Annotated in this window: 23 protein-coding genes and 1 tRNA gene; all 24 read left to right on the plus strand. The window is 52.8% G+C overall.

Annotated elements, in window-relative coordinates; all coding sequences use genetic code 11:
• Positions 1–9 precede the first annotated feature (9 nt).
• The 24 genes from murD to tsaE all read left to right on the plus strand — a co-directional run bounded on the left by murD (position 10) and on the right by tsaE (position 25040).
• Complete coding sequence (gene murD / locus P9J64_07215; protein ID MDG5468112.1) at positions 10–1380, plus strand: UDP-N-acetylmuramoyl-L-alanine--D-glutamate ligase; 1371 nt, start codon at positions 10–12, stop codon at positions 1378–1380.
• Positions 1370–2476 carry a putative lipid II flippase FtsW gene (gene ftsW, locus P9J64_07220; GenBank protein MDG5468113.1) on the plus strand — a complete coding sequence of 369 codons (1107 nt, stop codon included), beginning with the start codon at positions 1370–1372 and terminating at the stop codon, positions 2474–2476. Before murD ends, ftsW begins: the two co-directional genes overlap by 11 nt.
• Positions 2473–3552 (plus strand): undecaprenyldiphospho-muramoylpentapeptide beta-N-acetylglucosaminyltransferase, encoded by a 1080-nt coding sequence (gene murG / locus P9J64_07225; protein ID MDG5468114.1) that lies wholly within the window; start codon positions 2473–2475, stop codon positions 3550–3552. The genes ftsW and murG overlap by 4 nt, the downstream gene beginning before the upstream one ends.
• 10 nt (positions 3553–3562) lie before the next feature.
• The gene (gene murC, locus P9J64_07230) at positions 3563–4927 is read left to right on the plus strand and encodes a UDP-N-acetylmuramate--L-alanine ligase (protein ID MDG5468115.1); all 1365 of its coding nucleotides are present in this window, start codon (positions 3563–3565) and stop codon (positions 4925–4927) included.
• 19 nt (positions 4928–4946) lie between these two features.
• The gene (locus P9J64_07235) at positions 4947–5873 is read left to right on the plus strand and encodes a D-alanine--D-alanine ligase (GenBank protein MDG5468116.1); all 927 of its coding nucleotides are present in this window, start codon (positions 4947–4949) and stop codon (positions 5871–5873) included.
• A gap of 11 nt (positions 5874–5884) precedes the next feature.
• Complete coding sequence (locus P9J64_07240) at positions 5885–6727, plus strand: FtsQ-type POTRA domain-containing protein (GenBank protein ID MDG5468117.1); 843 nt, start codon at positions 5885–5887, stop codon at positions 6725–6727.
• Positions 6728–6753: 26 nt separating this feature from the next.
• A complete protein-coding gene (ftsA, locus tag P9J64_07245) occupies positions 6754–7983 on the plus strand; it encodes a cell division protein FtsA (GenBank protein ID MDG5468118.1) in 1230 nt (409 codons plus the stop codon).
• An 87-nt stretch (positions 7984–8070) separates the two neighbouring features.
• Entirely contained in the window at positions 8071–9222 is a 1152-nt protein-coding gene (gene ftsZ / locus P9J64_07250; protein MDG5468119.1) for a cell division protein FtsZ, read from the plus strand.
• Between the two features lie 462 nt (positions 9223–9684).
• Positions 9685–9855, plus strand: a complete 171-nt coding sequence (locus tag P9J64_07255; protein ID MDG5468120.1) for a Trm112 family protein — start codon at positions 9685–9687, stop codon at positions 9853–9855.
• Positions 9856–9866: 11 nt separating this feature from the next.
• Positions 9867–10910: a lipopolysaccharide heptosyltransferase II gene (gene waaF / locus P9J64_07260; GenBank protein ID MDG5468121.1), complete on the plus strand. Its 1044-nt coding sequence runs from the start codon at positions 9867–9869 to the stop codon at positions 10908–10910.
• A gap of 95 nt (positions 10911–11005) precedes the next feature.
• Entirely contained in the window at positions 11006–12733 is a 1728-nt protein-coding gene (locus P9J64_07265) for a radical SAM protein (GenBank protein ID MDG5468122.1), read from the plus strand.
• Between the two features lie 343 nt (positions 12734–13076).
• Positions 13077–13850 carry an enoyl-CoA hydratase-related protein gene (locus tag P9J64_07270; protein ID MDG5468123.1) on the plus strand — a complete coding sequence of 258 codons (774 nt, stop codon included), beginning with the start codon at positions 13077–13079 and terminating at the stop codon, positions 13848–13850.
• A 361-nt stretch (positions 13851–14211) separates the two neighbouring features.
• Positions 14212–14288, plus strand: a tRNA-Met gene (locus P9J64_07275).
• 59 nt (positions 14289–14347) lie between these two features.
• Positions 14348–15718 carry a tRNA lysidine(34) synthetase TilS gene (gene tilS / locus P9J64_07280; protein MDG5468124.1) on the plus strand — a complete coding sequence of 457 codons (1371 nt, stop codon included), beginning with the start codon at positions 14348–14350 and terminating at the stop codon, positions 15716–15718.
• A gap of 97 nt (positions 15719–15815) precedes the next feature.
• On the plus strand, positions 15816–17666 hold the full coding sequence (gene ftsH / locus P9J64_07285) for an ATP-dependent zinc metalloprotease FtsH (GenBank protein MDG5468125.1): 1851 nt from the start codon (positions 15816–15818) through the stop codon (positions 17664–17666).
• Positions 17663–18568, plus strand: a complete 906-nt coding sequence (gene folP, locus P9J64_07290; protein MDG5468126.1) for a dihydropteroate synthase — start codon at positions 17663–17665, stop codon at positions 18566–18568. Before ftsH ends, folP begins: the two co-directional genes overlap by 4 nt.
• Before the next feature lie 25 nt (positions 18569–18593).
• Positions 18594–19364 (plus strand): diadenylate cyclase CdaA, encoded by a 771-nt coding sequence (gene cdaA / locus P9J64_07295; protein MDG5468127.1) that lies wholly within the window; start codon positions 18594–18596, stop codon positions 19362–19364.
• Between the two features lie 2 nt (positions 19365–19366).
• On the plus strand, positions 19367–20083 hold the full coding sequence (locus tag P9J64_07300; protein MDG5468128.1) for a CdaR family protein: 717 nt from the start codon (positions 19367–19369) through the stop codon (positions 20081–20083).
• Positions 20083–21453: a phosphoglucosamine mutase gene (gene glmM / locus P9J64_07305; GenBank protein ID MDG5468129.1), complete on the plus strand. Its 1371-nt coding sequence runs from the start codon at positions 20083–20085 to the stop codon at positions 21451–21453. Before P9J64_07300 ends, glmM begins: the two co-directional genes overlap by 1 nt.
• A 1-nt stretch (position 21454) precedes the next feature.
• Positions 21455–22171: a pyridoxine 5'-phosphate synthase gene (locus P9J64_07310; protein MDG5468130.1), complete on the plus strand. Its 717-nt coding sequence runs from the start codon at positions 21455–21457 to the stop codon at positions 22169–22171.
• 2 nt (positions 22172–22173) lie between these two features.
• Positions 22174–22557 carry a holo-ACP synthase gene (acpS, locus tag P9J64_07315; protein ID MDG5468131.1) on the plus strand — a complete coding sequence of 128 codons (384 nt, stop codon included), beginning with the start codon at positions 22174–22176 and terminating at the stop codon, positions 22555–22557.
• Positions 22554–24110 carry an NAD(P)H-hydrate dehydratase gene (locus tag P9J64_07320; protein ID MDG5468132.1) on the plus strand — a complete coding sequence of 519 codons (1557 nt, stop codon included), beginning with the start codon at positions 22554–22556 and terminating at the stop codon, positions 24108–24110. Before acpS ends, P9J64_07320 begins: the two co-directional genes overlap by 4 nt.
• On the plus strand, positions 24111–24560 hold the full coding sequence (locus P9J64_07325) for a CBS domain-containing protein (protein MDG5468133.1): 450 nt from the start codon (positions 24111–24113) through the stop codon (positions 24558–24560).
• Between the two features lie 12 nt (positions 24561–24572).
• The gene (tsaE, locus tag P9J64_07330; GenBank protein MDG5468134.1) at positions 24573–25040 is read left to right on the plus strand and encodes a tRNA (adenosine(37)-N6)-threonylcarbamoyltransferase complex ATPase subunit type 1 TsaE; all 468 of its coding nucleotides are present in this window, start codon (positions 24573–24575) and stop codon (positions 25038–25040) included.
• The last annotated feature ends 31 nt before the right edge of the window (positions 25041–25071 follow it).

Genomic DNA, 25071 nt, shown 5'->3' on the forward strand with positions numbered 1-25071 from the left:
TTGTCTGTAATGAAGAGAGATTATCGGGATAAGCAAATTACCATTATCGGCGCCGGTTCAACCGGGCGCAGCCTGGCGAAGTTTTTTCTGGCTCAAGGGGCCAGGGTCGTCTTGTCCGATAATCGTAGTGCCGAGCTTCTGGATAATTTGGATGAACTGAAAAAGGCTGGCGTGCTGATGGATCTCGGTGGCCATACCCCGGAGCTTTTCATAACGGCTGATTTGATTGTGACAAGCCCCGGTGTGCCACTTGATATTCCGGTTCTCGATCTCTGCCGGCAAAATGGCATCCCGATCCTTGGCGAGGTAGAAATTGCCTGGCATCAGTTAACCGGAATCATGATTGGCATCACTGGAACCAATGGAAAATCCACAGTGACGACGCTGATCGGTGAAATGCTCGAGGCGTGGGGCGAAAATGCTTTTGTTGGCGGCAACCTCGGGACTCCGCTGATCGATGCAGTGGGACATGATTACCAATGGCAGGTTGTGGAGCTATCCTCCTTCCAACTGGAAACCATTGAAGACTTTCGCCCAGGCTACGCCATGCTGTTAAATATTTCGGAAGATCACCTCGATCGTTACCCGGATATGGCGAGTTACGTGGCGGCAAAAGCGAAAATTTTTGAAAACCTGGGTGAAGACGATGTAGCGATTCTGAACGCTGATGATCCCCAGGTGATGCAGGCCGCGTCGGCAACGGCAGCGAACAAGGTCTGTTTCAGTAGCCAGACTGTCCTGGAGTCGGGCATGAGTCTGAGTGACGACAAGATCATCTGGCGCTGGCAAGGCTCTGAGGTCATCTTTGCCGCCAATGAATTGAAACTTCGAGGCCAGCACAATCGGGAAAACGTTATGGCTGCGCTTATTCCTCTACTGATCGAAGGATGCCCGGCTGAGATCGCCTGGAGCGCTGCCAGGAACTTTGCCGGTCTCGCGCATCGGATGGAGTTTCTCGGCCAACTCAATGGTGCCAGCTGGTATGACGATTCCAAAGGCACCAACATCGGCAGCGTAGTGAAAAGCCTGGCCGGCCTGGAAAAGCCGGTGGTTCTGATCGCCGGCGGTAAAGATAAGCAGGGCGACTTGTCTACATTGGAGCCGATAATTCGTGACAAGGTTGATCACCTGGTTCTTATTGGTGCTGCAGCAGAGCGTATGGCACAAGCTTTTGATGGCTTGACGAAAATTCATCGTGCCTCCGATATGCATGAAGCTGTTGGCATCGCGGCACAAGTGAGCTGTCCTGTTGGATCAGTCCTTCTCTCACCAGGCTGTTCCAGTTTTGATATGTTTAAAAGCTTTGCAGAGCGTGGCCGGATCTTCGCCCGTGAGTTTCACGCCTTGAGTTGTGCAGGGGAAGCCAGCAATGGAAATTAGGCAAGGGACAGATCATTCGATTCTGGTGCTGGCGGTCTGTCTGACCTGCCTCGGAGTCGTGATGGTGTTTTCTTCCTCGTCAATCATGGCGGTACGTGAGTATAGCGACAGCCTGCATTTTCTTAAACGACAGGGCGCCTATGCCATCATCGGTTTTGGCGTCATGGCTCTCCTGATGCGCGTAAATTTGGATCTTTTGCGCAAAGCAGCGTGGCCGGTCCTTGGCTTGTGCGCGCTTCTGCTGATTGCTGTCTTGATTCCCGGCGTCGGCAAAAAAGTTGGCGGTGCGGCCCGTTGGATCAAGGTTGCCGGGTTCACTTTCCAGCCGGCGGAATTTGTCAAACTAGGCCTGGTCCTTTTTATGGCGCATTCCCTGGCCCGCAAACAGAGCAAGGTCAAGAGCTTCCGCATCGGTTTTCTGCCTTACATGGTGGTCCTCGCGGTTTTGATCGGCCTGTTGCTGGCCCAACCCGATCTCGGCAGCGCACTGACCCTGGCAATTGTAGCGGTCGCTATGTTGTTGGTGGCGGGGACCCGTTTAAGTTACCTCGCCGGTATCGGCTTGATCGCAATGCCGTTCTTGTACTTCATGGTGATGAACGTTGATTATCGTCGACGTCGGATTATGGCGTTTCTCAACCCCTGGGAAGACCCGAGTGACACCGGTTTCCAGATCATCCAGAGCTGGATCGCCTTCGGCAACGGCGGGGCCTTCGGTCAAGGTCTTGGCGAGAGCAAGCAGAAGCTCTTCTACCTGCCCGAGGCCCATACCGACTTCATCTTCTCTGTTATTGGCGAAGAGCTCGGTTTTATCGGGATCATCGTGATTGCCTCAATGTTCCTGCTCCTGATCCTGAGAGGTCTCAAGACATCGCTTAATGCGCCAAATGAATTCAGCTGTTTCCTGGCCTTCGGGGTCACCCTGCTGATCGGCATGCAGGCTTTTGTCAACATGGCGGTTGTCATGGGGATGGTGCCGACCAAGGGTCTGGCACTACCTTTCCTCTCTTACGGCGGGACCAGCCTGATAACGACGCTGGCAGCTATCGGCATATTGCTGAATGTTTCTAGAAGTCTCCCGGGAGAGTTGCGATGAAATTGTTGCTGGCCGGTGGAGGCACCGGTGGACATCTTTTCCCTGCGATCGCCCTGGCTGAGCAACTTAAAAGTGAAGAGCCGCAGAGTGAAGTGCTCTTCGTCGGCACCGAGAAAGGTCTGGAGGCGCGCATGCTGCCGGAACTGGGCTGGACCTTGAAGACGATTGAAATGAGCGGCTGGGCAGGGCTTGGAGTCCTCGCTCGGCTGAAAGTCCTTGGCAAACTGACTAAGAGTTTTTCCCAGTCACGCAAGATCCTGCGGGAGTTCAATCCGGACGTCATTGTTGGTGTTGGTGGTTACGCTTCAGTGCCGGCATTACTGGCAGCGAAAACTCTCGGCATTCCCTACCTGGTGCATGAGCAGAATGCATGGCCAGGTCTGGCAAACAGGCTTCTGGGTCATTGGGCGAAAAGAGTCTGCCTTTCTTTTGACGAGGCGGATCGTGCCTTTCATAGGAGCGCAACAGTGTTAACAGGCAACCCAGTTCGCTCTGCCATGGAAGAGTGTCCCAGTCTTCCGGAAGAGAAAATCTGTCTCCTTGTTTTTGGTGGCAGCCAGGGTGCTCGAGCGATTAACCGGGCGGTCGTGGCCGCTCTGCCGCACTTGTCCGAATGGCAGGACAAGTTGGAGATTGTTCACCAGTCCGGACAACTCGATTATGAGGAAACGGTTCGCGGATATAAAGAAAATGGCTGGCCAAATGTTGACGTCAAGCCTTTCATCAACGATATGGCCAAAGCGTACGCAAACTCGACGTTGATTGTCTGTCGAGCCGGAGCCACGACTCTCGCTGAGCTGACGGCTTGTGGACGTCCGGCAATCCTGGTGCCTTACCCGCACGCAGCAGCCGGACATCAATCTGGAAACGCTCAAGCCCTGGCAGCCAAGGGCGCCGCCATGGTGATGGAAGAAACAGACCTGACTGCTGAGCGTCTGGCTCAACTGGTCAGTGGTTTATTGCATGATCGTACCAGCCTCTTGTCGATGGCAGCGGCAGCAAAAGGATTGGCGCGACGTGGCGCAGCAGCAAGGTTGCTGCGGGAATGTCGAACCGTTCTCACAGAAAATATGTGAAGGGGAAATCATGTACGGCAAGATCCAAAAAATTCATTTTGTTGGCATAGGCGGCATCGGCATGAGCGGGATTGCCGAGGTTCTCATCAATCTTGGCTACCAGGTCTCAGGGTCCGACCTTAAAGAGAGTGACCTTACCCGCCGTCTGGCGAGTCTGGGTGGGACAATCGCTTATGGTCATCGCGCCGAGAATGTTGTTGAGGTCGATGTCGTCGTCACATCGACTGCTGTGAATTTGCAGAATCCTGAAGTTCAGGAAGCTAATCGTCGCAAGATCCCTGTCATCCCGAGGGCAGAAATGCTCGCGGAGTTGATGCGTATGAAGTACGGCATCGCGATTGCCGGAACCCATGGCAAGACGACCACGACCAGCATGGTGGCAACGGTGCTCTCCCATGGCAACATCGACCCGACCGTCGTGATCGGCGGTCGTCTGGATTCGATCGGTTCAAACGCCAAGTTGGGGCAGGGCGAGTTCCTGGTGGCAGAAGCTGATGAGTCGGATGGTTCTTTCCTGAAGTTATCGCCGACGATCGCGGTCGTGACCAATGTTGATGAGGATCATCTCGATTTCTACAGTGGCATTGATGAAATCCGCGCGACCTTCGTTGATTTTATCAACAAGGTGCCTTTCTACGGGCTGGCCGTGCTTTGTTTGGATGATGAGAACCTGCAGGGGATGATCCCTGACGTCAAGAAGCGCCTGGTCACATACGGCTTGACATCACAGGCAGATTTTATGGCGTCCGAGATTGAGCATGAGGGTGACCGGACCAGTTTCCTTGTTCAATACCGGGGAGAAGCTCTCGGTCGTGTGAGTATCCGCATGCCGGGCCGCCATAACGTGCTTAATGCCCTGGCGGCGGTTGCCGTGGCCATGGAGCTCGACATGCCCTTTGCCGCAATTGCCGAAGGTTTTCAGGATTTTGGCGGCGTTGGACGCAGGTTCGAGATCAAAGGTGAAGCACAGGGAATTATGGTGGTGGACGACTACGGTCATCATCCTGTGGAAATCAAGGCTACGCTCGGCGCTGCCCGTGGTGGTTGGAACCGGCGTCTGGTCGCAGTTTTTCAGCCACATCGTTACAGTCGCACCGAGGCGCTCTTTGATGATTTCCTGACGGCCTTTTACCAGGCGGATCATGTCGCCGTGATGGATGTCTATGCCGCAGGCGAAGATGTTCGTCCCGAGGTGACGGCAGAAAAGCTGGCCGAGGGGATCAGCGAGCATGGTCACAAGTCCTGTTGCTACACCGGTGATGTTGTCGCTACGGTCGAGCATTTACAGGCGGTTTTACAACCCGGAGACATTGTCATTACCCTCGGTGCCGGTAACGTCTGGCAAGTGGGTGCAGAACTGATGAAAATTTTGTAAAAACATGGGTGACGAGATGATGAATCGCACTGAACTGAAGAATAAAAAGATCGCTGTTTTGATGGGAGGTCTTTCTGCTGAGCGGGAGATCTCGTTAAAAACCGGTCAGGCTGTGTTAAGTGCGTTGCTGGAGAACGGTTGCGATGCGGTCGCGATCGATGCATGTCACGATTTACCAGCCCAGTTGCGTGAAGTTGGAACCGATGTGGCTTTTATCTGTCTGCACGGACGCTACGGTGAAGACGGTACGGTCCAGGGCCTTCTGGAAATGATGCAGATTCCCTACACCGGAAGTGGCGTCATGTCTTCGAGCATGGTGATGGACAAGGTTATCACCAAGCAGATCTTGCTTTACCACGAGATTTCTACCCCGGGGTTTGTTGCCTATCGTGCCGGTGATGATCGAAGCGAATTGTTTAAGCGTTGTCGCCACTTTCCTCTCGTGGTCAAGCCCGCCCGGGAAGGTTCAACCATCGGTATCAGTATCGTACATGATAGGGCGGAACTTGAAGCAGGTTTGGCAGAGGCTCTACAGCACGATGATCTGGTCCTGATAGAAGATTACATCCAGGGGGATGAAATCACAGTCAGCATCCTGAATAACGAGTCCTTGCCGATTATTCAGATTGTGCCGAAAAGTGGTTTTTACGATTACGAATCGAAATATACATCGGGTCACACCGAGTACCTGCTGCCGGCACCTCTGGAAGCTGTGCTGTACAACCGACTGCAGGAAACCTCTGTGGCGGCCTGTAAGGCGCTGGCCTGCCGGGGCGCCGCAAGGGTTGATTTCATGGTGCGAGAGCGCGAGTTTTTCTGCCTGGAAATCAACACCATCCCGGGGATGACAGCAACCAGTCTGCTGCCAAAGGCGGCGGCGGAAGCAGGCATCACCTTCAATGAACTGGTGATGCAAATTCTGCAAGACGCAGGATTGAACAAGTAAACGGACAGCTAATGCGTGATTTGAAGTCTCACAAGCAGAAGAAGTGTAAAGCCAACCGGCGCAAGCAGGAGAAACAGGCGCGCGACTGGAAGAAGTTATTCCATCGCACGCTGCGGGTCTGCATTGCTTCCGGAAGTGGTTTTCTGCTTGCGAGCGGGGCTTTGCTTACAGCCCAGATGCTTCTCGAATCAGGATATTTTGGCGTGAAGCAGGTTCGCGTTGAGCATCAGGTGAGGGTGAGTGAAGGTGATATCCTCGATGCTTCTGATATTGAAATCGGTGACAGCCTCTTTGATCTCGAGTTGCATATGATCGGACGCAAGATTGAAGAACATGCCTGGATCGCCAAGGCCGAAGTCGAACGGTCCTTTCCTGATCAGGTCGTTATCCGGGTGGTTGAGCGGGAGGCCCGGGCGATTATCGATCTTGATTATCTTTACTACGTGGATCGAGCTGGTGAAGTTTTCAAGATGCTGGATGCAGGTGATGATCTTGATTATCCGGTGATCACTGGGATTGACCGTCAATATCTACTCGATAACCCGGATAAGACCCAGGATTCTGTAAACCTGGCTCTGCAGCTTATGGACGCACTTGAGAGCAGGACACTCTTCAATCTCGATGATATCTCGGAAATCTGTTTTGAAGAGCAGGAAGGCCTTGTCATGCATACCCGCATCGGTGGTGTGCCAGTGCGTATGGGTAAGCAGGGCTTTGATACCAAGTTGAATCGACTGGAAAGCATTTATGACGATCTGGAGCCCAGGTTGATGGCTCTTAAGTATATTGATTTAAACGTGACCGACCGCGTTATCGTGAAGTTGGATGTGAAACGCACGGCCGGCAGAAGTTAGCTTTAAGGAACGGGAAGGGGAGGAAAATGAATAACAAACGAGAAAATCTGGTAGTCGGCCTGGACATCGGCACAACAAAGATTTGTGCCATCGTTGGCGCTATAACTGATGAGGGGCTTGATATCGTTGGCATCGGCACCAGTCCTTCAAGCGGTCTGCGCAAAGGCGTGGTCATTAACATCGAGAGTACGGTCAACGCAATCCGCAAGGCGTTGCAAGAAGCTGAACTGATGGCCGGTTGTGAGATAAAGTCGGTGTTCGCAGGAATTGCCGGTGGTCATATCAAGGGCATCAACTCCCAGGGTGTGATTGCCATCAAGAACCGTGAAGTCAGCAACGAAGATGTGCGGCGTGTTATCGATGCTGCCAAAGCTCTGGCGATACCGATGGACCGGGAAGTGATTCACATCCTGCCCCAGGAGTTCATTATTGATGATCAGGACGGTATCAAGGAGCCTCTCGGCATGAGTGGCGTGCGCCTTGAAGCCAGGGTTCATATCGTCACCGGCGCCGTCGCAAGCGCTCAGAATATCATCAAGAGCTGCAACAAGGCCGGTGTCGACGTCGGCGATATCGTCCTCGAGCAGCTGGCTTCCTCTGAGGCTGTTCTGACACCTGATGAAAAGGACCTCGGTGTGGCTCTTGTCGATATCGGTGGAGGCACGACGGATATCGCGATCTTTATTGATGGCGCCATCAAGCACACCTCGGTGCTCTCTCTGGGTGGTAATCATCTGACCAATGATATCGCTGTGGGCCTGAGAACGCCGACGGCAGAGGCAGAGAAGATTAAACAATCTTCGGGTTGTTGTCTCTCCTCAATGGTTGGCAAGGATGAAACGATTGAAGTTCCCTCGGTGGGTGGACGAGATCCAAGAATCCTGTCACGGCAGTTGCTTGCGGAGATCCTCGAGCCAAGGGTTGAAGAGATCTTTACCCTGGTCAACAGGGAGATCGTCAAAAGCGGTTATGAGGACCTGATCGCTTCCGGTGTCGTGATCACCGGTGGCTCAGCGATTCTTCCCGGTATGCCGGAGATTGCCGAACAGATTTTTGATCTGCCGGTACGACGCGGTCAGCCGACCGGTATTGGCGGGTTGACTGATGTTGTCAATTCACCAATTTACGCGACCGGCGTTGGCCTGGTGAAGTATGGCAGCCGCAATATGCAGACCCGCAATTTCGTTATCGGAGATGAAAACCTCTTCGATCGTGTCACTCGGCGGATGAAAGAGTGGTTCGGAGAATTTTTCTAAAAAATAGCTAAGTGATATAAGCCTGTAAGATAAACAGATTGTTGCCATGGAGAGGCGACGATCATAGCAATGGCGGAGGGAGTCATTATGTTTGAATTTGACGAAAGTGTAGACCAGGTAGCTAAGATTAAGGTCGTTGGTGTTGGTGGTGGCGGTAGCAACGCGGTCAATACGATGATTGCTGCCCAGATTGATGGTGTGGAGTTCATGGTTGCCAATACCGATGCCCAGGCATTGCGGGCCAACCTCTCTTCCATGCGTGTGCAGATTGGTCCGAAGCTGACCAAGGGTCTTGGCGCCGGCGCCAACCCGGAAGTCGGTCGCGAGGCCGCCGAGGAAGATCGTGCTCGAATTGCCGAGCTGCTGAAAGGCGCTGATATGGTCTTTATCGCCGCAGGCCTGGGTGGTGGAACCGGGACGGGTGCCGCTCCGGTTATCGCTGAAGTGGCCAAGGAACTCGGTGCCTTAACTGTCGCTGTTGTCACCAAGCCCTTTGCTTTCGAAGGTAAGCAACGTATGGGCAAGGCGGTACAGGGCGTCGAAGAACTCAAACAGATCGTTGATTCTTTGATCCTGATTCCCAATGATCGTTTAAGTGGTCTTGCCGGAAAGCAGATGGGGATCCTCGATGCCTTTAAACCTGCTGATGATGTACTGCGTCAGGCCGTACAGGGAATCTCTGATCTGATTACGACTCACGGCATGATCAATGTCGACTTTGCGGATGTGCAGTCGGCGATGAGCGAGCGCGGCATGGCCATGATGGGTATTGGCACGGCCACAGGCGAAAACCGCGCCTGCGAAGCCGCTCAGCAGGCGATCAGCAGTCCGTTGCTCGAAGAGATTGACATCTCAGGCGCCAAGGGTGTGCTGGTTAATGTCACTGGTTCTTCCAGCATGACCATGGCTGATTACGAGGAAGTCGCCAATATCATTCACGAAAAGGTTCACGAAGACGCCAACATCTTCATCGGCCTGGTCGTTAACGAGGATATGGGTGAAACCATCCAGGTGACGGCGATTGCGACCGGCTTCGGTTGCTCCTTCGATACCGGCAAACGGCCTAGCACTGAGCTGGGTCGACCGAACGTACAAACGCCAACCATGATTGACCGTGATATCCCGGCGTTCATCCGTAGAGAACAACAGGATAAGCCGCGCGCCAGTATGCGTATCGGATCCTACAATGAAGACGAGGAGTACGATATCCCGACGTTCCTGCGCAAACGCGTCGACTGAGAATAACTACATTTACCTGACGGGTTGACGTTAAAGACCCCGATGGCCAATTGCTGAAATTTAATTTCGTGCTTGTCAAAGGGTGAGCGGCCGTGCCGGTTCTCCGCCCGGCGTCTTATCGGTTTGCTCGTAACTCTGCGCTTGCCTGTAATGCACCTCCCTCAACTACGTTGGGCCGCCTTGTGCGGCCCATTTTTTTGTTCTATAACCTGAAACAGGTTTAACGCAAAGGCGAGAAGGGGTAGAGAAAGTCCGCAAAGAAAACCACTTCAAAAAGCGAGAATAGTCAGCCTTTGCGTTTTCCCCAGCTTTTCTTAGCGTCTTAGCGTCAAGACATTGGTTTGGTTTTGCTTTGTTTGCTTTGGAACTCTTACCTTGTGCCGCATTGAAACCAGCGGCTTTGCGTTTGACTTGCTATGTGGCTTACTGTAGAAGATGTGAATATCAACTAGGAGAAAACTGATGACTTTATCCAAAGATCTGCTTGAAATACTGGCCTGCCCGCAATGCAAGGGTGAAATTGTGCCCGATGACAACCATGAAAAACTCTACTGTCATGCCTGTAAACTGGCTTACCCGGTCCGTGATGGCATTCCGGTCATGCTGATCGACGAGGCTCTCCCCCTAGACTGAATTCATGTCTCTTGAAAAAACTCGACGCCAATAAAATCCAACGCATCATGATCCGCTCGGCTAACTGGCTCGGTGATGCCGTTATGACCGTTCCGGCCTTGATGGCTGTCAGGGAAACCTATCCTGATGCCCATATCGCTGTCGTAGCCAATCCCCTGGTTGCCCAGTTGCTTGAGAACCATCCCGGCTGTGATGAAATCATCGTCTATAATAAACGGGTTGAGCATGCCGGTGTCCTTGGCCTGTTGCGATTTACGGCCGATTTGCGCCGTCGTAAATTCGACTGCGCGATTCTCTTTCAATATGCCATTGAAGCCGGGATCATGGCATTCCTGGCCGGAATTCCCCGACGACTTGGCTTTACCACGGATGGCCGTCGTATCTTTTTGACCCACCCGGTACCCTTTGGCGAAGCTGAGAAGACGATTCACCAGACCGATGCTTTCCTGCGTATCGTTAATCACTATGGCATCAAGGCTGAAGAGAAAAGACAGCCCCTTGCACTGTTGGAGAGCGAGCGTCTCTGGGTGAAAGAGCAGTTACCCGAAGGCCCGGTCGTTACGATCAACCCCGGAGCCGCTTACGGCTCGGCAAAACGCTGGTATCCTGAGCGCTTTGCAGCCGTAGGTGATTTTCTTGCCAGAGAGTACGGCATGCATGTGGTGTTGATCGGCGGTCCAGGTGAAGTCGAGATCGGTAACGATATCGCCGCTGCTATACAGGCTCCGGTGCATAATTTTGTCGGCAAAACTTCGGTCAGGCAGATGATGACCCTGATCGATGTTGCTTCGCTGATGGTGACCAACGACTCCGGCCCGATGCACATCGCTGCTGGCTTCAATGTGCCGATCGTTGCAATCTTCGGCTCTACCAACCACACCACAACCTCACCTTTCAGTGACAGCTACCGCATCGTTCGTCACCAGGTCGAGTGTTCACCCTGTATGCTCAGGGAATGTCCGATTGATCACCGATGCATGGATCGCGTGACTGTTGATGATGTTGTCGGGGCCGTGCAGTCCTTTATGCCGGAAATTTTGCAAGCTAAAGAATAGCCCCTGGCTGGCTTTTCCTCTCTTTCCGTGCGGTCTTCTTCTAACCCTCAGTTGAAGATTGATATCTTGTTCCCCTTCACCGTAGAATGTGATTGATGTCACGTCACTTGATTGAAAAATATCGTCAGCGTCATGAGCAGGAAACAGGCGGCAAAGCCAACCCTTGGGGTGGGCGTCTGGCTGTTGCCCTGATCTATCCGAATACCTACCACCAGGGAATGAGCAACCTGGGGCTGCAGACAGTCTACCGGATGCTCAATGAACGTGATGATACGCTCTGTGAACGCTTCTTTCTCCCTGATCCTGAAGATATCGAAGAGCATCGCCGTACCGGTTTTCCCCTTGTGTCGATTGAATCCCAGCGCTCGCTCTCTGATTTTGATCTGATTGCCTTCTCAATCTCGTTCGAAAATGATTTCCTTAACCTGCCAACGATCTTCGAGCTCGGCCGTTTGCCGTTCTGGCGCGAGGAGCGCACTGAGCGTCATCCGCTGATCATCTGTGGCGGCGTCTGTGCATTTCTCAACCCTGAACCGCTGGCAGAGATCATGGACCTCTTCGTGGTTGGCGAGGCTGAAGTGACCCTGCCGCAACTCCTGAAGCAAATGCTCGATCCCGAGACGTCCGTGCGTAACGAACTCCTCGCTCGAATTTCTCAACAGGCGGGGATTTATCAGCCGGGCGGCTACGACGTTCGCTACCTGGCGAGCGGTGAACTTAAATCAATGACGCCGTTAGAAGGACTTCCGGAACAGGTCGCTCGCCAGTGGCAGGCGAACCTGGATGACAGTCAGAGTATGACCTGCGTAGCAACCCCGGATACGGAATTCGGCAGTATGCACCTGGTCGAAGTTTCACGCGGATGCCCCAAGGCCTGCCGTTTCTGTGCCGCCGGTTTTATATATCGACCGTTTCGGGAGCATTCAATGGATCACCTGCGTAAAGAGATTCTCGAAACAGGTGATGAAGTCGGTCGAGTCGGCCTCGTCGCTGCTGCAGTCTCCGATTATAATGATATTGCTGCTGTCGGGCGTGCCGTCCTCGAAAAGGGCGGTGAAGTGTCGGTGTCGAGTGTGCGCATTGATGCCATTACGCCGGAGCAGGTACAGGTCCTTGCCGATTCTGGCCACAAGACATTGGCCCTGGCTCCAGAGGCGGGAAGCCAGCGAATGCGTAATGTCATTAATAAAGGTATCGATGAGAAACAAATCCTTGCCGCGGTCAAGATGCTGGCCGAAGGCGGAATCCCGAACCTCAAACTCTACTTCATGATCGGCCTGCCCTCCGAGGTTGAGTCCGATGTGCTTGCGATTGCTGATCTTACTGTGAAAGTCCGGCAGATCTGGGAAGAGATCGGCAAACAAACCGGTCGACTGGGTCGTTTACACCTTTCCGTAAATCCCTTTGTGCCTAAACCCTGGACGCCACTGCAGTGGGCGCCGATGGAGAAGCGAAGCTTGCTTGAAAAGAAGTATCGAGTCTTGCAGAAACGTCTGCGCCCGGTTGCGAACGTTGAGTTGAACTTCGAATCTTTGCGCCACGCCGAGATCCAGGGCTTTTTTGCCCGCGGTGACAGACGCGTCGGCCAGACCCTGCCACTGCTCGCAGAAGGTTCCAATCTCAAAGCTGCCTGTCGACAAGCAGGTATCGACCCTGCTTTCTTCCTACATCGTGAGCGTGGTGCTGATGAGCTTTTCCCCTGGGACATTATTCAACAGGGGGTACAGCGCAGCCATCTGCGTAAGGAATACGAGCAGGCGTTGGCGGCGCAACCGGGGTATGTTTGTGCGCCTGGGTGCAGTCGTTGCGGAATGTCCTGCTGAGTTCCCTGCCTGTCGTTCCCCTGAACTCACAGCTTTGTCGCAGACGCTGTTCATAGTCAGGACTTCCACCAACCATTGTGTGGTTCAGTGGTTCTCATTGACAGCGACAAGGGCTTTTGTAAGGTAAGATTGTTTGAGACTTTTTTATCTTTAATCCTTCCCTTGCTTGGAGGAGCAGAAACATTCAATGAAAGAGTGCAACAATTTCGACATGCCGTGTCTTTTTGTTTGATCACCTTCATCGACCTGCCCATCAATCAGAAGTTTAGACTCTTTTTTGTCGGTGTCCTCTTCTGGTCCGTGGGCGCCTGCTGATATCAACCCGTTGCAAAGGAGAATATTCATGGCGGATGAAAACTTGTTGCTCGAGAAAGATGGACCCCTGGCAACGATTACTTTTAACAACCCCAAGGCTCTCAATGCCCTGACTGTAGCAACTTTCGAAGGTCTGGATCGATTGCTCGCTGAGCTGGAGAAGGACGCCGAAGTTCGTGTTCTTATCCTCACCGGTGCAGGTGAGAAAGCTTTTGTTGCCGGAGGAGATATCAGTCACCTTGGTACCCTGGATGCCGATAGCGCTCGCAAGTTCGCGTTGCTGGCACAGCGGGTTATTGATCGGCTGGAAGCTTTTCCCAAGCCGGTGATCGCTGCTATTAATGGTTATGCTCTCGGTGGCGGTTGCGAACTGGCCATGGGGTGTGACATCCGGATCGCTGCAGATTCGGCCAGGTTCGGGCAGCCTGAAGTCAAACTCGGCATAATCCCAGGCTTTGCCGGGACCCAACGCTTGTCCCGTCTTGTTGGCAAGGGGCGGGCCAAGGAGCTGATTTTTACAGGTGAGATGATTGATGCCGAAGAGGCTTGCCGGATCGGTTTGGTCAACCACGTTGTGGCGAAGGAGGGCTTGATGGAAGAGGCGCGTTCTCTGGCCATGAAGATGTGTGACAAAAGCTCTTCGGCCATCAGGCTCGCCAAGGAAGCGATTGACAATGGCATGGAGATGGATTTTGCCCGTGGCTCACGTTACGAGGCTGACCTCTTCGCTCTTTGCTTTACGACGGAAGACTGCAAGGAGGGTATCAGCGCTTTCATGGAGAAGCGGCCAGCTAAATTTTAAAGAGCAGAGAGAGCTCTTTAATCATTGTGCGTTGATGCGATAAGTCAGAAACGCAGTTAAGGGTCCTCAACCGGCACACTTGCTTTGTTGGACGGCTGGTGAGTTGATCGAAAAAGCGTCGGCGAAAGGATGAATTTACAACCTGATCACACTGGTAGTCCGAGGTTAAAAAAACACTCTCCCCGGAAATCCGAAGGGTGCGAAAATCGGTCTTGACTTATTTTCTGCGAGCCTGTAAAAAAGGCTCTCTGATCATGGCCGATCAGGCTGTCAGTGGGAACTTGTTAATTGTTTCTTTTAACAAAATCAAGCCCCGCGACCAAAAAATAAAGGCCGCCGGTTTGGCGGCTTGCTGGTTTTCGGCGGTGTAGCTCAGTTGGTTAGAGCATGCGGCTCATATCCGCAGTGTCCGGAGTTCGAATCTCTGCACCGCCACCACACTGACAGAACCCTCTTCCATCCCCGGAAGGGGGTTCTGCGTTTCAGGTGATGGTTCTATGTCTTTACAGAAACGCTTTCATAGGTCGCTTCTTAAGTCCGGTTGCATCCCTTCCGGCAGTCGCGTTCTTGTGGCTGTTTCCGGCGGTTTAGATTCGGTTGCTTTACTGACACTCCTTCATCAGCTGGCTGTTCCTCTGCAAATCCACCTGGAAGCAGCGCACCTTGATCACTCCTTGCGCCCTGAAAGCCGTGATGATGCACGCTTTGTTACAGAGTTGTGCACCGGTCTTGGTGTTCACTTAACCCAGGAACACCTGGATGTAGCCGAGATTGCCCGGCAAAGAAAGAGCAACCTTGAGGAGACCGCCAGGGATGTGCGTCGTGATTTTCTGCTAAAAACGGCTCAGGTGCGTGGCTGTCATCTGGTCGCTCTTGGCCACCACGCAGATGACCAGTCGGAAACCTTCCTCCTACGTCTTTTGCGCGGCAGTCGTGCCACAGGACTGGCTGGCATGAGGACAACCAACGGCTCTATTGTGCGGCCTCTGTTGCCTTTCTCTCGTCAGGAACTTCTGGACTATATCCAATCGGAAGACCTTGCCTGGCGTGAGGATCTGAGCAATCTTGATCAACGCTTCACGCGTAACCGTATCCGCCATCAATTGCTTCCTGCTCTGGCAGAATTTAATTCGAATATACGTACGCAGCTTGTTGGCCTTTGTGAACAGATGCAGCAGGATGAAATTTTCTGGTCTGATCTGGTTGCTCGTGAGCTTCCAAAGCATGGCCAATGGCTGGGCGATGAATATGTTTTGAATCGGAACGGTCTGCTTGCTTTACCTCAGGCCTTGACGGGTCGTCTGGTCCGGGCCGCTCTGGCAGAAGTGCGTGGTGATTTGCGTGGCATCACTGCAGCCCATACCGCTGATATCATGACGTTGCTCAGTGAAGGGGAGCCGCAGGGGGCCCTGGACCTGCCCGGTGCCTGGGTCGCACGTCGATATGATGTCCTCTTGTTGCGAAGTGAGGCCCCTGCAGCTGTCGACCCTTTTAGCTGTGAGCTCACATCTCCGGGAGATTACTGCTTGTCGGAGAACCGAATCTTGAGCGTCACGCAGGAAGAGTCTCCTCTTGGAGAGAGCCGTAGCGTTGTTGATTTCTCCGCACGATCATTATCGTTCCCGTTGCATGTCAGGAGTTGTGAGCCGGGAGATCGTTTTCGTCCTTCTGGGATGAAGGGAACAAAGAAACTGCAGGATCTCTTCGTTGATCTTAAGTTGACCCGCGAGGAACGCCAGAACGCCCTGGTGTTGGTCAAGAATAATGAGATCCTCTGGGTTGTCGGCATGCGCCGGTCTGAGGGGCAACGACCCCTGCCGAACGAGCAGAGTTTAAGGTTCGAAATTAAGACTAGAATAGACTCATAATCGACTTGTGAAAGGCGCACCGATATGATAATGTTTTCAGTGCTTTTAAAACGCCAAACACCATATATTTCAGGTGTTTTCAGACTTAGGGGGTAACGTGAATCAGTTTTACAAGAATTTGGCTCTTTGGCTGGTCATCTCGTTAGTGATGATCATGCTGTTCAATATGATGACCCAGCAGGGTCGCGACCTCAAACCTGTTCCATATACGACCTTCCTGGCTGCCCTGGAAGAGGGTGAGATCGCAGATGTGACTATTCAGGGTTCCAACCTTGAGGGAACCTACGCTGATGGCTCGGCATTCAAGACTTATGCTCCGGATGATCCCGATCTGATCAGTATGTTGCGCGCGCAGGGTGTCGCCATCGAAGCGGAGCCAGATGAAGGCAACAGCTTTTGGATGTCTCTTCTGGTCTCGTGGGGGCCTATCCTTCTCTTGATCGCCGTCTGGATCTTCTTTATGCGACAGATGCAGTCTGGTGGTGGCAAGGCTATGAGCTTTGGTAAGAGTCGCGCCAAGCTGCTTAGTGAGTCTTCAGCCAAGATCACCTTCAACGACGTGGCTGGAATTGATGAAGCTAAGGATGAACTTGAAGAAGTCGTCGCCTTCCTGAAGGACCCAAAAAAGTTCTCCCGCCTCGGTGGGCGCATTCCAAAAGGTGTCTTGTTGGTCGGTGCTCCTGGAACAGGTAAAACCCTACTGGGTAGAGCAATTGCCGGTGAAGCCGGTGTGCCGTTTTTCTCTATCTCTGGCTCGGACTTCGTCGAAATGTTTGTTGGCGTTGGTGCCAGCCGTGTGCGTGACCTTTTTGTGCAGGGGAAAAAAAATGCGCCCTGCATTATCTTCATCGATGAGATTGACGCTGTCGGTCGCCATCGTGGTGCCGGAATGGGTGGTGGTCATGATGAGCGGGAACAGACCCTCAACCAGCTGCTGGTTGAGATGGATGGATTTGAGTCGAACGAGGGCGTTATCCTGATCGCTGCCACCAACCGTCCTGACGTTCTTGACCCAGCTTTGCTACGTCCCGGGCGTTTTGATCGCCAGGTGGTTGTGCCGCGTCCTGATGTCCGAGGCCGGTTCAAAATTCTCCAGGTGCATGCACGTAAGGTTCCTTTGGGCGAGGATGTTGATCTCAACGTGATCGCCAAAGGCACACCAGGGTTCTCTGGAGCTGATTTGGAAAACCTGGTTAATGAGGCGGCGCTTTTGGCCGCACGAGCCAACAAGGACGAAGTCAATCGACAGGACCTTGAGAGTGCCAAGGACAAGGTCATGATGGGTGCTGAGCGGCGTTCCATGGTGATCACCGAGGAAGAAAAGAAAGTAACGGCTTACCACGAAGCAGGTCACGCCCTGGTGTCGATGTATACTCCGGGTGCCGATCCTGTTCACAAGGTTTCAATTATTCCACGAGGCCGGGCTATGGGGGTCACCATGTACTTGCCCGCAGAGGAAAAGTACAACGAGACCAAGGTAGGCTTGAATATTAAGATCCGCACCCTTCTCGGCGGGCGGGTAGCCGAGGAACTGATCTTCGAGAGTGTTACCAGTGGAGCTTCTAATGATCTGGAGCGAGCGACAGCGATTGCCCGCAAGATGGTTTGTGAATGGGGTATGAGCGACAAGCTTGGGCCGCTGGCTTACGGAGAAAAAGAGGGCGGAGAGGTGTTCCTCGGTCGTGATTACGGCCATGTCAAAAACTACAGTGAGGCAACCGCGTGCGCCATTGATGCTGAAATTCGACAGATTGTTGAAGAGAACTATAAGCAAACGCAAGAGATCCTTTCCAAATACAAAGCTGGCTTGATTGAGGTCTCAGAGGCATTGCTTGAGCGCGAGAATATGGATGGCAGCGAGATTAAGGCCATGCTCTTTGGTGAGGTGGAAGTGCCTGCTGAAGACGTTGGCGACACTCCTGTCGAGACAGCTGCTGTTGAGGAATGATTAAAGGGCTGGTCGCACATCATGGTACGCCGCAAACCTATCTTGCCGGACGAACCTTGCGCCTCGATCTACAGGCGCCTTGTATTGTTGGTGTCCTGAATGTGGCGCCTGACTCATTCTCGGATGGTGGTCTTTTTTGTTCGGTTAATGAGGCTCTTGAGCAGGCGCGTAGCATGGCCCGAGAGGGTGCTGCCCTGATAGACATCGGTGGCGAAAGTACCCGGCCCGGGGCTCCATCGGTCGACGAGGCTGAAGAGCTTGACCGGGTGCTGCCGGTGATTGAAGCCTTGACCCGGGAACTGGATCTGCCGCTCTCCATTGATACGAGCAAGAGTACGGTTGCTGCTGCTGCTGTCGCCTCCGGGGTCGAGTTTGTTAACGACATCAGTGGCTTGTCTTATGATCCAAAAATGGCCGATGTTGTCGCAGCCTCCGGGGCAGGTTTGATCGTGATGCATACCCGTGGCAAGCCTGAAACCATGCAACAGAACACCGATTATGAGGATCTGGTCGCTGAGGTCGTCGCTTCACTACAGAAAAGCATCCGCTGCGCCGAACAGGCTGGCGTGGCGCTTGATAAGATTGCCATAGATCCCGGGATCGGCTTTGGTAAAGATACCGCTGGCAATCTTGAACTTTTGCGGCAGACCGCAACCCTGGCGGAGCTGGGGCGACCGATACTCCTGGGGACCTCACGAAAGAGTTTTATCGGCCAGGTCCTTGAGCAAAAGGTTCCGTCGGATCGTTTGATTGGAACTATGGCCACTCTTGCCCTCGGTTACGCAGGTGGCGCCCGCATATTTCGGGTCCATGATGTTGCTGCTGCACGTCAGACGGTCTTGATGGCTCAGGCTGTATGTGACGGAGCGGAGTGGGCAGCGAGCAAGACTTCCTTATTGTAGACAGGGGATGTACTGAATGTTTGAGATGTTGACAAATTTCCGATGGCTTCTGGATTTGTTCGACATCTTTCTGGTCGCCTTTATTATTTATCGGATTTTGCTTCTTATTCAAGGCACCAGGGCCGTGCAGATGTTGGTTGGCCTCGCTGTGCTTTTGATGGTCTACGTTGCTTCACAGGTTGGCGGCCTCTACACCCTCAACTGGATTCTTAATAATTTCCTCTCCTCGATCATTCTGGTGATCGTTGTCCTTTTTCAACACGATATCCGTCGCGCCCTGATTCATGTAGGTCGAAACCCGTTCTTTGCCGACCTCTCTTTTCGTGAAGAAACCCGCGTTATCGATGAGTTATGCAGGAGCTGTGTTGCTCTTGCGCAGAGGCAACTTGGGGCCCTGATCGTCATCGAGCGCGAAACAGGTCTTAATGACTTTCTCGATGTCGGTGTTGAGCTGGATGCCAAGCCGTCCAGTGAGTTGATCCATTCGATCTTCAATACCGCTTCGCCCATTCACGATGGCGCTGTTATCATTCAGCGAGGCCGGATTACGCGGGCGGGTTGTTTCTTGCCTCTGACCCAGAACCTCGATGTCAGTCCGCGTTACGGCACACGTCATCGTGCCGCGATCGGCTTGACGGAGTTGGTTGACGCTGTCGTCATTGTTGTTTCAGAGGAAACCGGGTTTATTTCAGTGGCTGTGGGCGGCAAGATAACCCGTGACCTGGAAGTGACTACCTTGAAAAAAGTTCTTAAACGTCTGCTTGAACCGCGACGTAAACGCGGTGTGAAGAGCTGAGCATGGTCGAAAAAATTTTTGAAAACTGGTTGTTGAAATTTATCTCTTTGGCTTTCGCCGTGGTCCTGTGGTTCTTTGTCATGGGAGAAAGCCGCATGGAAGTTAACCATATCGTGCCGCTCGAATACGAAAATCTCCCCCAAGGTTTGATGATTGCGAGTGAGGTCCCGACCTCTGTTGCCATCCGCATTAGCGGGCCGCGTGCCATGCAAGTGAATCTTAGCCCGGGAGATATCAGTCTTGCTGTCGACTTGACAGGACTTTCCGCAGGAGTGACTTCTTTCAAACGTCTTGAGGAAAGTCTTAATATCCCAAGTGGTTTGAAAATCACCCGGATTTCTCCGTCTTATGTTGATGTCAAGCTTGATCGGGTGCGTGAACGTGAAGTTCCAGTTCGGGTCGTGATGACCGGCGAACCGGCCGTCGGATTTATGGTTAAATCCTCTAAAGCCATACCCGGGAAAGTGGCTGTAGCCGGTGCTGAAAGCGAGCTTAAAGGTGTGTCAGAGGTCGTTACCGAAGGGATCGACCTGACCAACGTCCAGGAGAGTTTCTCCCAGGCCGTGGCTATCAGCTATATTGGCAACTACACCGACCTGAAGGAAACCAAGACCGTTGAGGTTCAGGTGGTACTGCAGCCTGATCCTGACTATGTGCCACCGCAACCTGAAGTGGAAACAACAGAAGAAACCAAGCTAGAGGGGGAAACACCAAAATAATGGCAAAACAATTGTTTGGAACTGACGGGGTGCGTGGCGTCGCCAACATTCACCCGATAACGACTGAAATGGCTATGCAGCTTGGTCGCGCAGCCGCTTACGTCTTTAAACACGCAGATCGACGTAGCAGAATTGTGATTGGCAAAGATACGCGTCTGTCCGGTTACATGATAGAGAACGCACTTGCCGCAGGAATATGTTCCATGGGTGTTGATGTTCTTTTGGTCGGTCCTTTGCCGACCCCGGCCATTGCTTTTATTACTGCATCTATGCGTGCCGATGCTGGTGTGGTTATCTCCGCGTCGCACAATCCTTATCAGGATAACGGTATCAAGTTCTTTGCACGAGACGGTTTTAAGCTTCCAGATGAATTGGAACTGCAGATAGAAGATCTGATTTTTTCGGATCGGATCGATTCATTGCGCCCAACAGCAGAGGAAGTAGGCAAGGCTTTTCGCGTTGACGACGCCGTGGGCCGTTATATCGTCTTTCTGAAGCACACTTTTCCCAGGGAGCTTGATCTGACTGGGCTTAAAATTGTGTTGGATTGTGGGCATGGTGCCGCTTATCGCGTGGCTCCTGCTGTCCTTGAAGAGTTGGGTGCTGAAGTGTTCGCTTATGGCGTCAGTCCGAATGGCACCAATATTAACGATGGTTGTGGCTCCACATACCCCGAAGTTATCTCTGCTGCTGTGCGTGAACATGGTGCTGATCTGGGGATTGCTCTTGATGGTGATGCCGACCGTTGCATTTTTGTTGACGAGAATGGCGAAGAAGTAGATGGCGATCATATTATGGCAATTTGCGGAATCGACATGATCAAACGCAATAAGCTGCCGCAGAACACGGTGGTCGGCACTGTTATGTCGAATATGGGGCTGGATATTGCCCTGCGAAAGGCCGGCGGCCGAGTGATTAAAACCGATGTAGGTGATCGTTACGTGGTGGAAGAGATGCGTCGCAGCGGTTATCGTTTCGGTGGTGAACAGTCCGGCCACATGATTTTCCTGGATCACAATACGACCGGCGACGGCATGATCTCAGCGTTGCAGGTCCTGGCTATTCTGCAAAAAAGCGATAAGCCGCTTTCCGAGTTGGCTTCGGTGATGACGGCCTTACCTCAAGTGCTGGTTAACGTTCGTGTGCGTGAGCGGCGCGCCATTAAGGAACTCCCTGAAGTTGAAGCGTTAATCTCAGCTGTAGAGAAACGTCTGGGCGATACCGGGCGGGTCCTTATCCGCTATTCGGGTACCGAGCCCTTGATGAGAATTATGCTTGAGGGGCAGGACCAGACTGAAATTACCGGGATGGCTAATGAAATAGCTTCACTTGTTGAAGGGACGATCGGCGAAGGAACAGCAGGAGTTTAATATGGCCAAGTTGGGTGTTAACGTCGATCATATAGCAACAATCCGGCAAGCCAGAGGCGGTACGGAACCGGATCCTGTTACAGCGGCTGCAATGGCTGAGTTGGCCGGTGCCGATGGTATAACCGTTCATTTACGCGAGGACCGCCGGCACATTCAGGACCGCGATGTCATGTTGCTGCGTCGCACCCTACAGACCCATCTGAACCTTGAGATGGCATCGACCGATGAAATGGTCGCGATCGCCATGAAAGTCGTCCCCGATTACGTGACCCTGGTTCCGGAAAAACGCCAGGAGCTTACTACCGAAGGCGGCCTCGACGTTGTGAAACACAAGGACAAATTGTCTCGGCATATTGATCTTTTACATCAGGCCGGTATCACCGTAAGCCTTTTTGTGGATCCCGATCTTGAACAATTGAAAGCTTCGACCCGGGTTAAGGCGGATTTTATAGAGATACATACTGGAAGCTACTGTGATGCCAAGGGCAAAGAGCAGGTGGCGGAGTTGACCAAGATTGAAGAAGCGATCAAGGCGGGGAAAAAGCTGGGTCTTGGCGTGAATGCCGGACATGGGCTTAACTATCAGAATATCCGGCCAGTGCTGGCACTGGGTGGGGTAGAAGAATACAATATTGGTCATAGCATTATATCGCGAGCTGTCCTGGTCGGTCTTGACCGGGCTGTGCGGGAAATGTCAGAACTGGTACGTGGAAGCTGATTATGCCGATTGTCGGTTTGGGTACAGACCTGGCCAGGGTCGAACGATTCCGAAGGTTTGTTGTCGAAAATAAGACCGCCCTTTTGGGGCGGCTTTTTACCCAGGGCGAACGTGACTATGCTTTTGCCAAAAAAGATCCTGCCCCTCACCTGGCGGGACGATTTGCGGCCAAGGAGTCATGCCTGAAAGCCTTTGGCTTGGGTTGGCGAGAGGGGATCAGTTGGCACGATATGGAGGTTGTCCCCGATGAACTGGGCCGTCCCGATCTGCAACTCTCCGGGCGCGCTGCCGAGATTGCAAACGCAAAGCAGGTTGGAGTGGTACACTTATCTTATAGCCACGACGGAGACTATGCTGTTGCCACTGTAATTCTGGAACGTCTATGAAAGTCCTGACTGCTGTGCAAATGCAGGCGGTTGACCGCCAGACAATTGATGAGATCGGGATTCCCGGTGTCGTGTTGATGGAGAATGCCGGCCGTGGTGTCGCCGAGGAAATTGAGCAGCGCTTTGCCTCTGCAGATTCACCTCGTGCACTGATCATGGCAGGTAAAGGCAATAATGGTGGTGATGGCTACGTGATTGCCAGGCACCTTCTGGACTATGGATGGACAGTGCACGTTCTGGCTTTGGCAGAGCGTGATGCCATCAAGGGGGATGCTGCCGTTCATCTGAGGGCTTTGGAGAATTGTAAAGGCCAGGTCACCTTTGTTGCGGATGGCGAGGCTCTGATGGAAGCGCTCGTTGACGTCGGTGATTTGACGGTTTTGGTTGATGCTCTGTTCGGCACCGGGCTTACGAAGCCGGTACAAGGGGTTAACCTGAAGGCTATCGAATGGCTTAATCAACAGTCGTCTCCAGTTGTTGCGGTTGACATCCCCTCTGGTATAGACGCTTCGACTGGCCGGGTTATGGGGACCGCCGTAAATGCAACCTTAACAGTCTCATTTGCCTTTCCCAAAATAGGCCAGGTCAGCTATCCGGGAGCCGGTCTGGCCGGTGAGTTAGTGGTTACGAATATCGGTATCCCGACGCAAGTCTCCGGGCAAGTCTCGACTGATTATTTGCTGGTCGACGCTGATGAAGCCCGACGTTTGTTGCCGGTGCGCAATCCTGATGGTCATAAGGGGACCTTTGGCCATCTTATGGTTGTGGCTGGCTCAACGGGCAAATGTGGAGCCGCAGTGATGGCGGCAGAATCTGGCTTGCGAGCGGGGGCTGGGTTGGTGACGCTGGCTTGTCCGCAAAGTGTCCAACCGGGCATTGCTTCGCGACTTACAGAAGTGATGACTGCTCCCTTGTCAGATTTTCGAGGAGAAGCCAACCTCAATGCTCTTGGTCATTTGCTCTCCCTGACCGAAGGGAAGCAAGCTCTTGCCCTAGGCCCAGGGCTCGGTCTTGGTAAAGAGACGGGTGATTTGGTCCGTCATCTGATAGAAGATTCTGAACTGCCAATAGTGGTTGATGCTGATGCACTGGCTGCACTGTGTGGTCATCTCAATATTATTGAAGGACAGCTTGATCGTCAGATGGTACTGACCCCTCACCCAGGCGAGATGGCGAGATTGACGGGGTTTTCGGTCACGGAAATTCAAGCGGATCGTTTCCGCGTTGCCCGTGATTTTGCGATGCAAAAAGGGGTGGTTCTCGTCCTCAAGGGGGCGCGTACTTTGATCGTTTCACCGGATGGACAGGTGCGCATCAACACCACCGGACATGCAGGTCTGGCGAGCGGTGGCATGGGCGATGTACTGACCGGCCTGATCGGTAGCCTTATAGCTCAAGGGCTGACGGCCTTTGATGCCGCAACGCTTGGCGTTTATCTACATGGTTTCGCTGCTGACAGGCTGCAATCCAGCTTTGGTGATGCCGGATTGCTGGCGACTGATGTTATGCGTGAAATCCCTGCTGCAAGGCAGGCTTTGGCAAAGGAGGCTTAAATGCTGACAGCTGGCGATATCATGACAACACAAATATATACTGTACATCGGGATTCCGAAATCAAGGCTCTGGCTAAAATTTTTGTTGAACGCAAGGTCAACGCTTTGCCGGTTGTTGATGATGACGGCCTGCTGGTTGGCATGGTGACCCAGACGGACCTTGTTGAACAGGACAAGCCCCTACATATCCCTACAGTCATCTCTCTCTTTGATTGGGTTATCTATCTGGAGAGCCCGAAAAAGTTTTCAGAGGCCGTTCGTAAGGTGACTGCACGGAAAGTTGGTGAAATCTGCACTTCCGATGTAGTGACCTGTTCGCCAGAAACTCCGGTCTCCGAGGTTGCCAGCTTGATGGTCGATAACAAGGTTCACCTGGTGCCGGTTCTTACAGAAGACCAGCTCGTTGGTGTTGTGGCGCGTCTCGACGTTATTCGGAGTATGGGGTCGTAAGGTTTGCAGGTTTTGGAAACGACAACTTCAGGTCCTGAAGAGACCCGTAGCCTGGGAAAATGCTTTGGAGATCTCGCTCTTGCCGGTTTGGTTGTTCTTTTAAACGGCGATCTTGGCGCTGGCAAGACCTGCTTTGCCCAGGGTGTTGCGATGGGCCTCGAAGTCTCTGCAGAAACCCCGGTAACCAGTCCAACTTATACTTTGCTTAATATTCATCTGGGCCGTCTTGCCCTGTATCATTTTGACCTTTATCGGCTCTCACAGGTCGATGATCTGGCAGACCTCGGTTATGACGAGTTTGCCGAGGGAGAGGGCCTGACTCTTGTTGAATGGGCTGATCGTATGACGGATGTACTTTCTGCATCCCTCTCTGTTAGCATCGAACGTGTTGATGAAGACATACGTCAATTCTACTTCGAAGCGTTTGATGACCGCGGTAGAGAAATCTTGGATAAAATGTCAAGACACTGTCTTTCTTAAGGAATACCCGCATGATGCTCCGTGAAAACCT

This window comes from Deltaproteobacteria bacterium IMCC39524 (genome assembly GCA_029667085.1).
In the GTDB taxonomy this organism is placed as follows: Bacteria; Desulfobacterota; Desulfuromonadia; order Desulfuromonadales; family BM103; genus M0040.

Bases quoted from the DNA above. Each gene is read 5' to 3' on its own strand.
- murD (MDG5468112.1), top strand. From the start codon at position 10: ATGAAGAGAGATTATCGGGATAAGCAAATTACCATTATCGGCGCCGGT.
- ftsW (MDG5468113.1), top strand. From the start codon at position 1,370: ATGGAAATTAGGCAAGGGACAGATCATTCGATTCTGGTGCTGGCGGTC.
- murG (MDG5468114.1), top strand. From the start codon at position 2,473: ATGAAATTGTTGCTGGCCGGTGGAGGCACCGGTGGACATCTTTTCCCT.
- murC (MDG5468115.1), top strand. From the start codon at position 3,563: ATGTACGGCAAGATCCAAAAAATTCATTTTGTTGGCATAGGCGGCATC.
- P9J64_07235 (MDG5468116.1), top strand. From the start codon at position 4,947: ATGAATCGCACTGAACTGAAGAATAAAAAGATCGCTGTTTTGATGGGA.
- P9J64_07240 (MDG5468117.1), top strand. From the start codon at position 5,885: ATGCGTGATTTGAAGTCTCACAAGCAGAAGAAGTGTAAAGCCAACCGG.
- ftsA (MDG5468118.1), top strand. From the start codon at position 6,754: ATGAATAACAAACGAGAAAATCTGGTAGTCGGCCTGGACATCGGCACA.
- ftsZ (MDG5468119.1), top strand. From the start codon at position 8,071: ATGTTTGAATTTGACGAAAGTGTAGACCAGGTAGCTAAGATTAAGGTC.
- P9J64_07255 (MDG5468120.1), top strand. From the start codon at position 9,685: ATGACTTTATCCAAAGATCTGCTTGAAATACTGGCCTGCCCGCAATGC.
- P9J64_07265 (MDG5468122.1), top strand. From the start codon at position 11,006: ATGTCACGTCACTTGATTGAAAAATATCGTCAGCGTCATGAGCAGGAA.
- P9J64_07270 (MDG5468123.1), top strand. From the start codon at position 13,077: ATGGCGGATGAAAACTTGTTGCTCGAGAAAGATGGACCCCTGGCAACG.
- tilS (MDG5468124.1), top strand. From the start codon at position 14,348: ATGTCTTTACAGAAACGCTTTCATAGGTCGCTTCTTAAGTCCGGTTGC.
- folP (MDG5468126.1), top strand. From the start codon at position 17,663: ATGATTAAAGGGCTGGTCGCACATCATGGTACGCCGCAAACCTATCTT.
- cdaA (MDG5468127.1), top strand. From the start codon at position 18,594: ATGTTGACAAATTTCCGATGGCTTCTGGATTTGTTCGACATCTTTCTG.
- P9J64_07300 (MDG5468128.1), top strand. From the start codon at position 19,367: ATGGTCGAAAAAATTTTTGAAAACTGGTTGTTGAAATTTATCTCTTTG.
- glmM (MDG5468129.1), top strand. From the start codon at position 20,083: ATGGCAAAACAATTGTTTGGAACTGACGGGGTGCGTGGCGTCGCCAAC.
- P9J64_07310 (MDG5468130.1), top strand. From the start codon at position 21,455: ATGGCCAAGTTGGGTGTTAACGTCGATCATATAGCAACAATCCGGCAA.
- acpS (MDG5468131.1), top strand. From the start codon at position 22,174: ATGCCGATTGTCGGTTTGGGTACAGACCTGGCCAGGGTCGAACGATTC.
- P9J64_07320 (MDG5468132.1), top strand. From the start codon at position 22,554: ATGAAAGTCCTGACTGCTGTGCAAATGCAGGCGGTTGACCGCCAGACA.
- P9J64_07325 (MDG5468133.1), top strand. From the start codon at position 24,111: ATGCTGACAGCTGGCGATATCATGACAACACAAATATATACTGTACAT.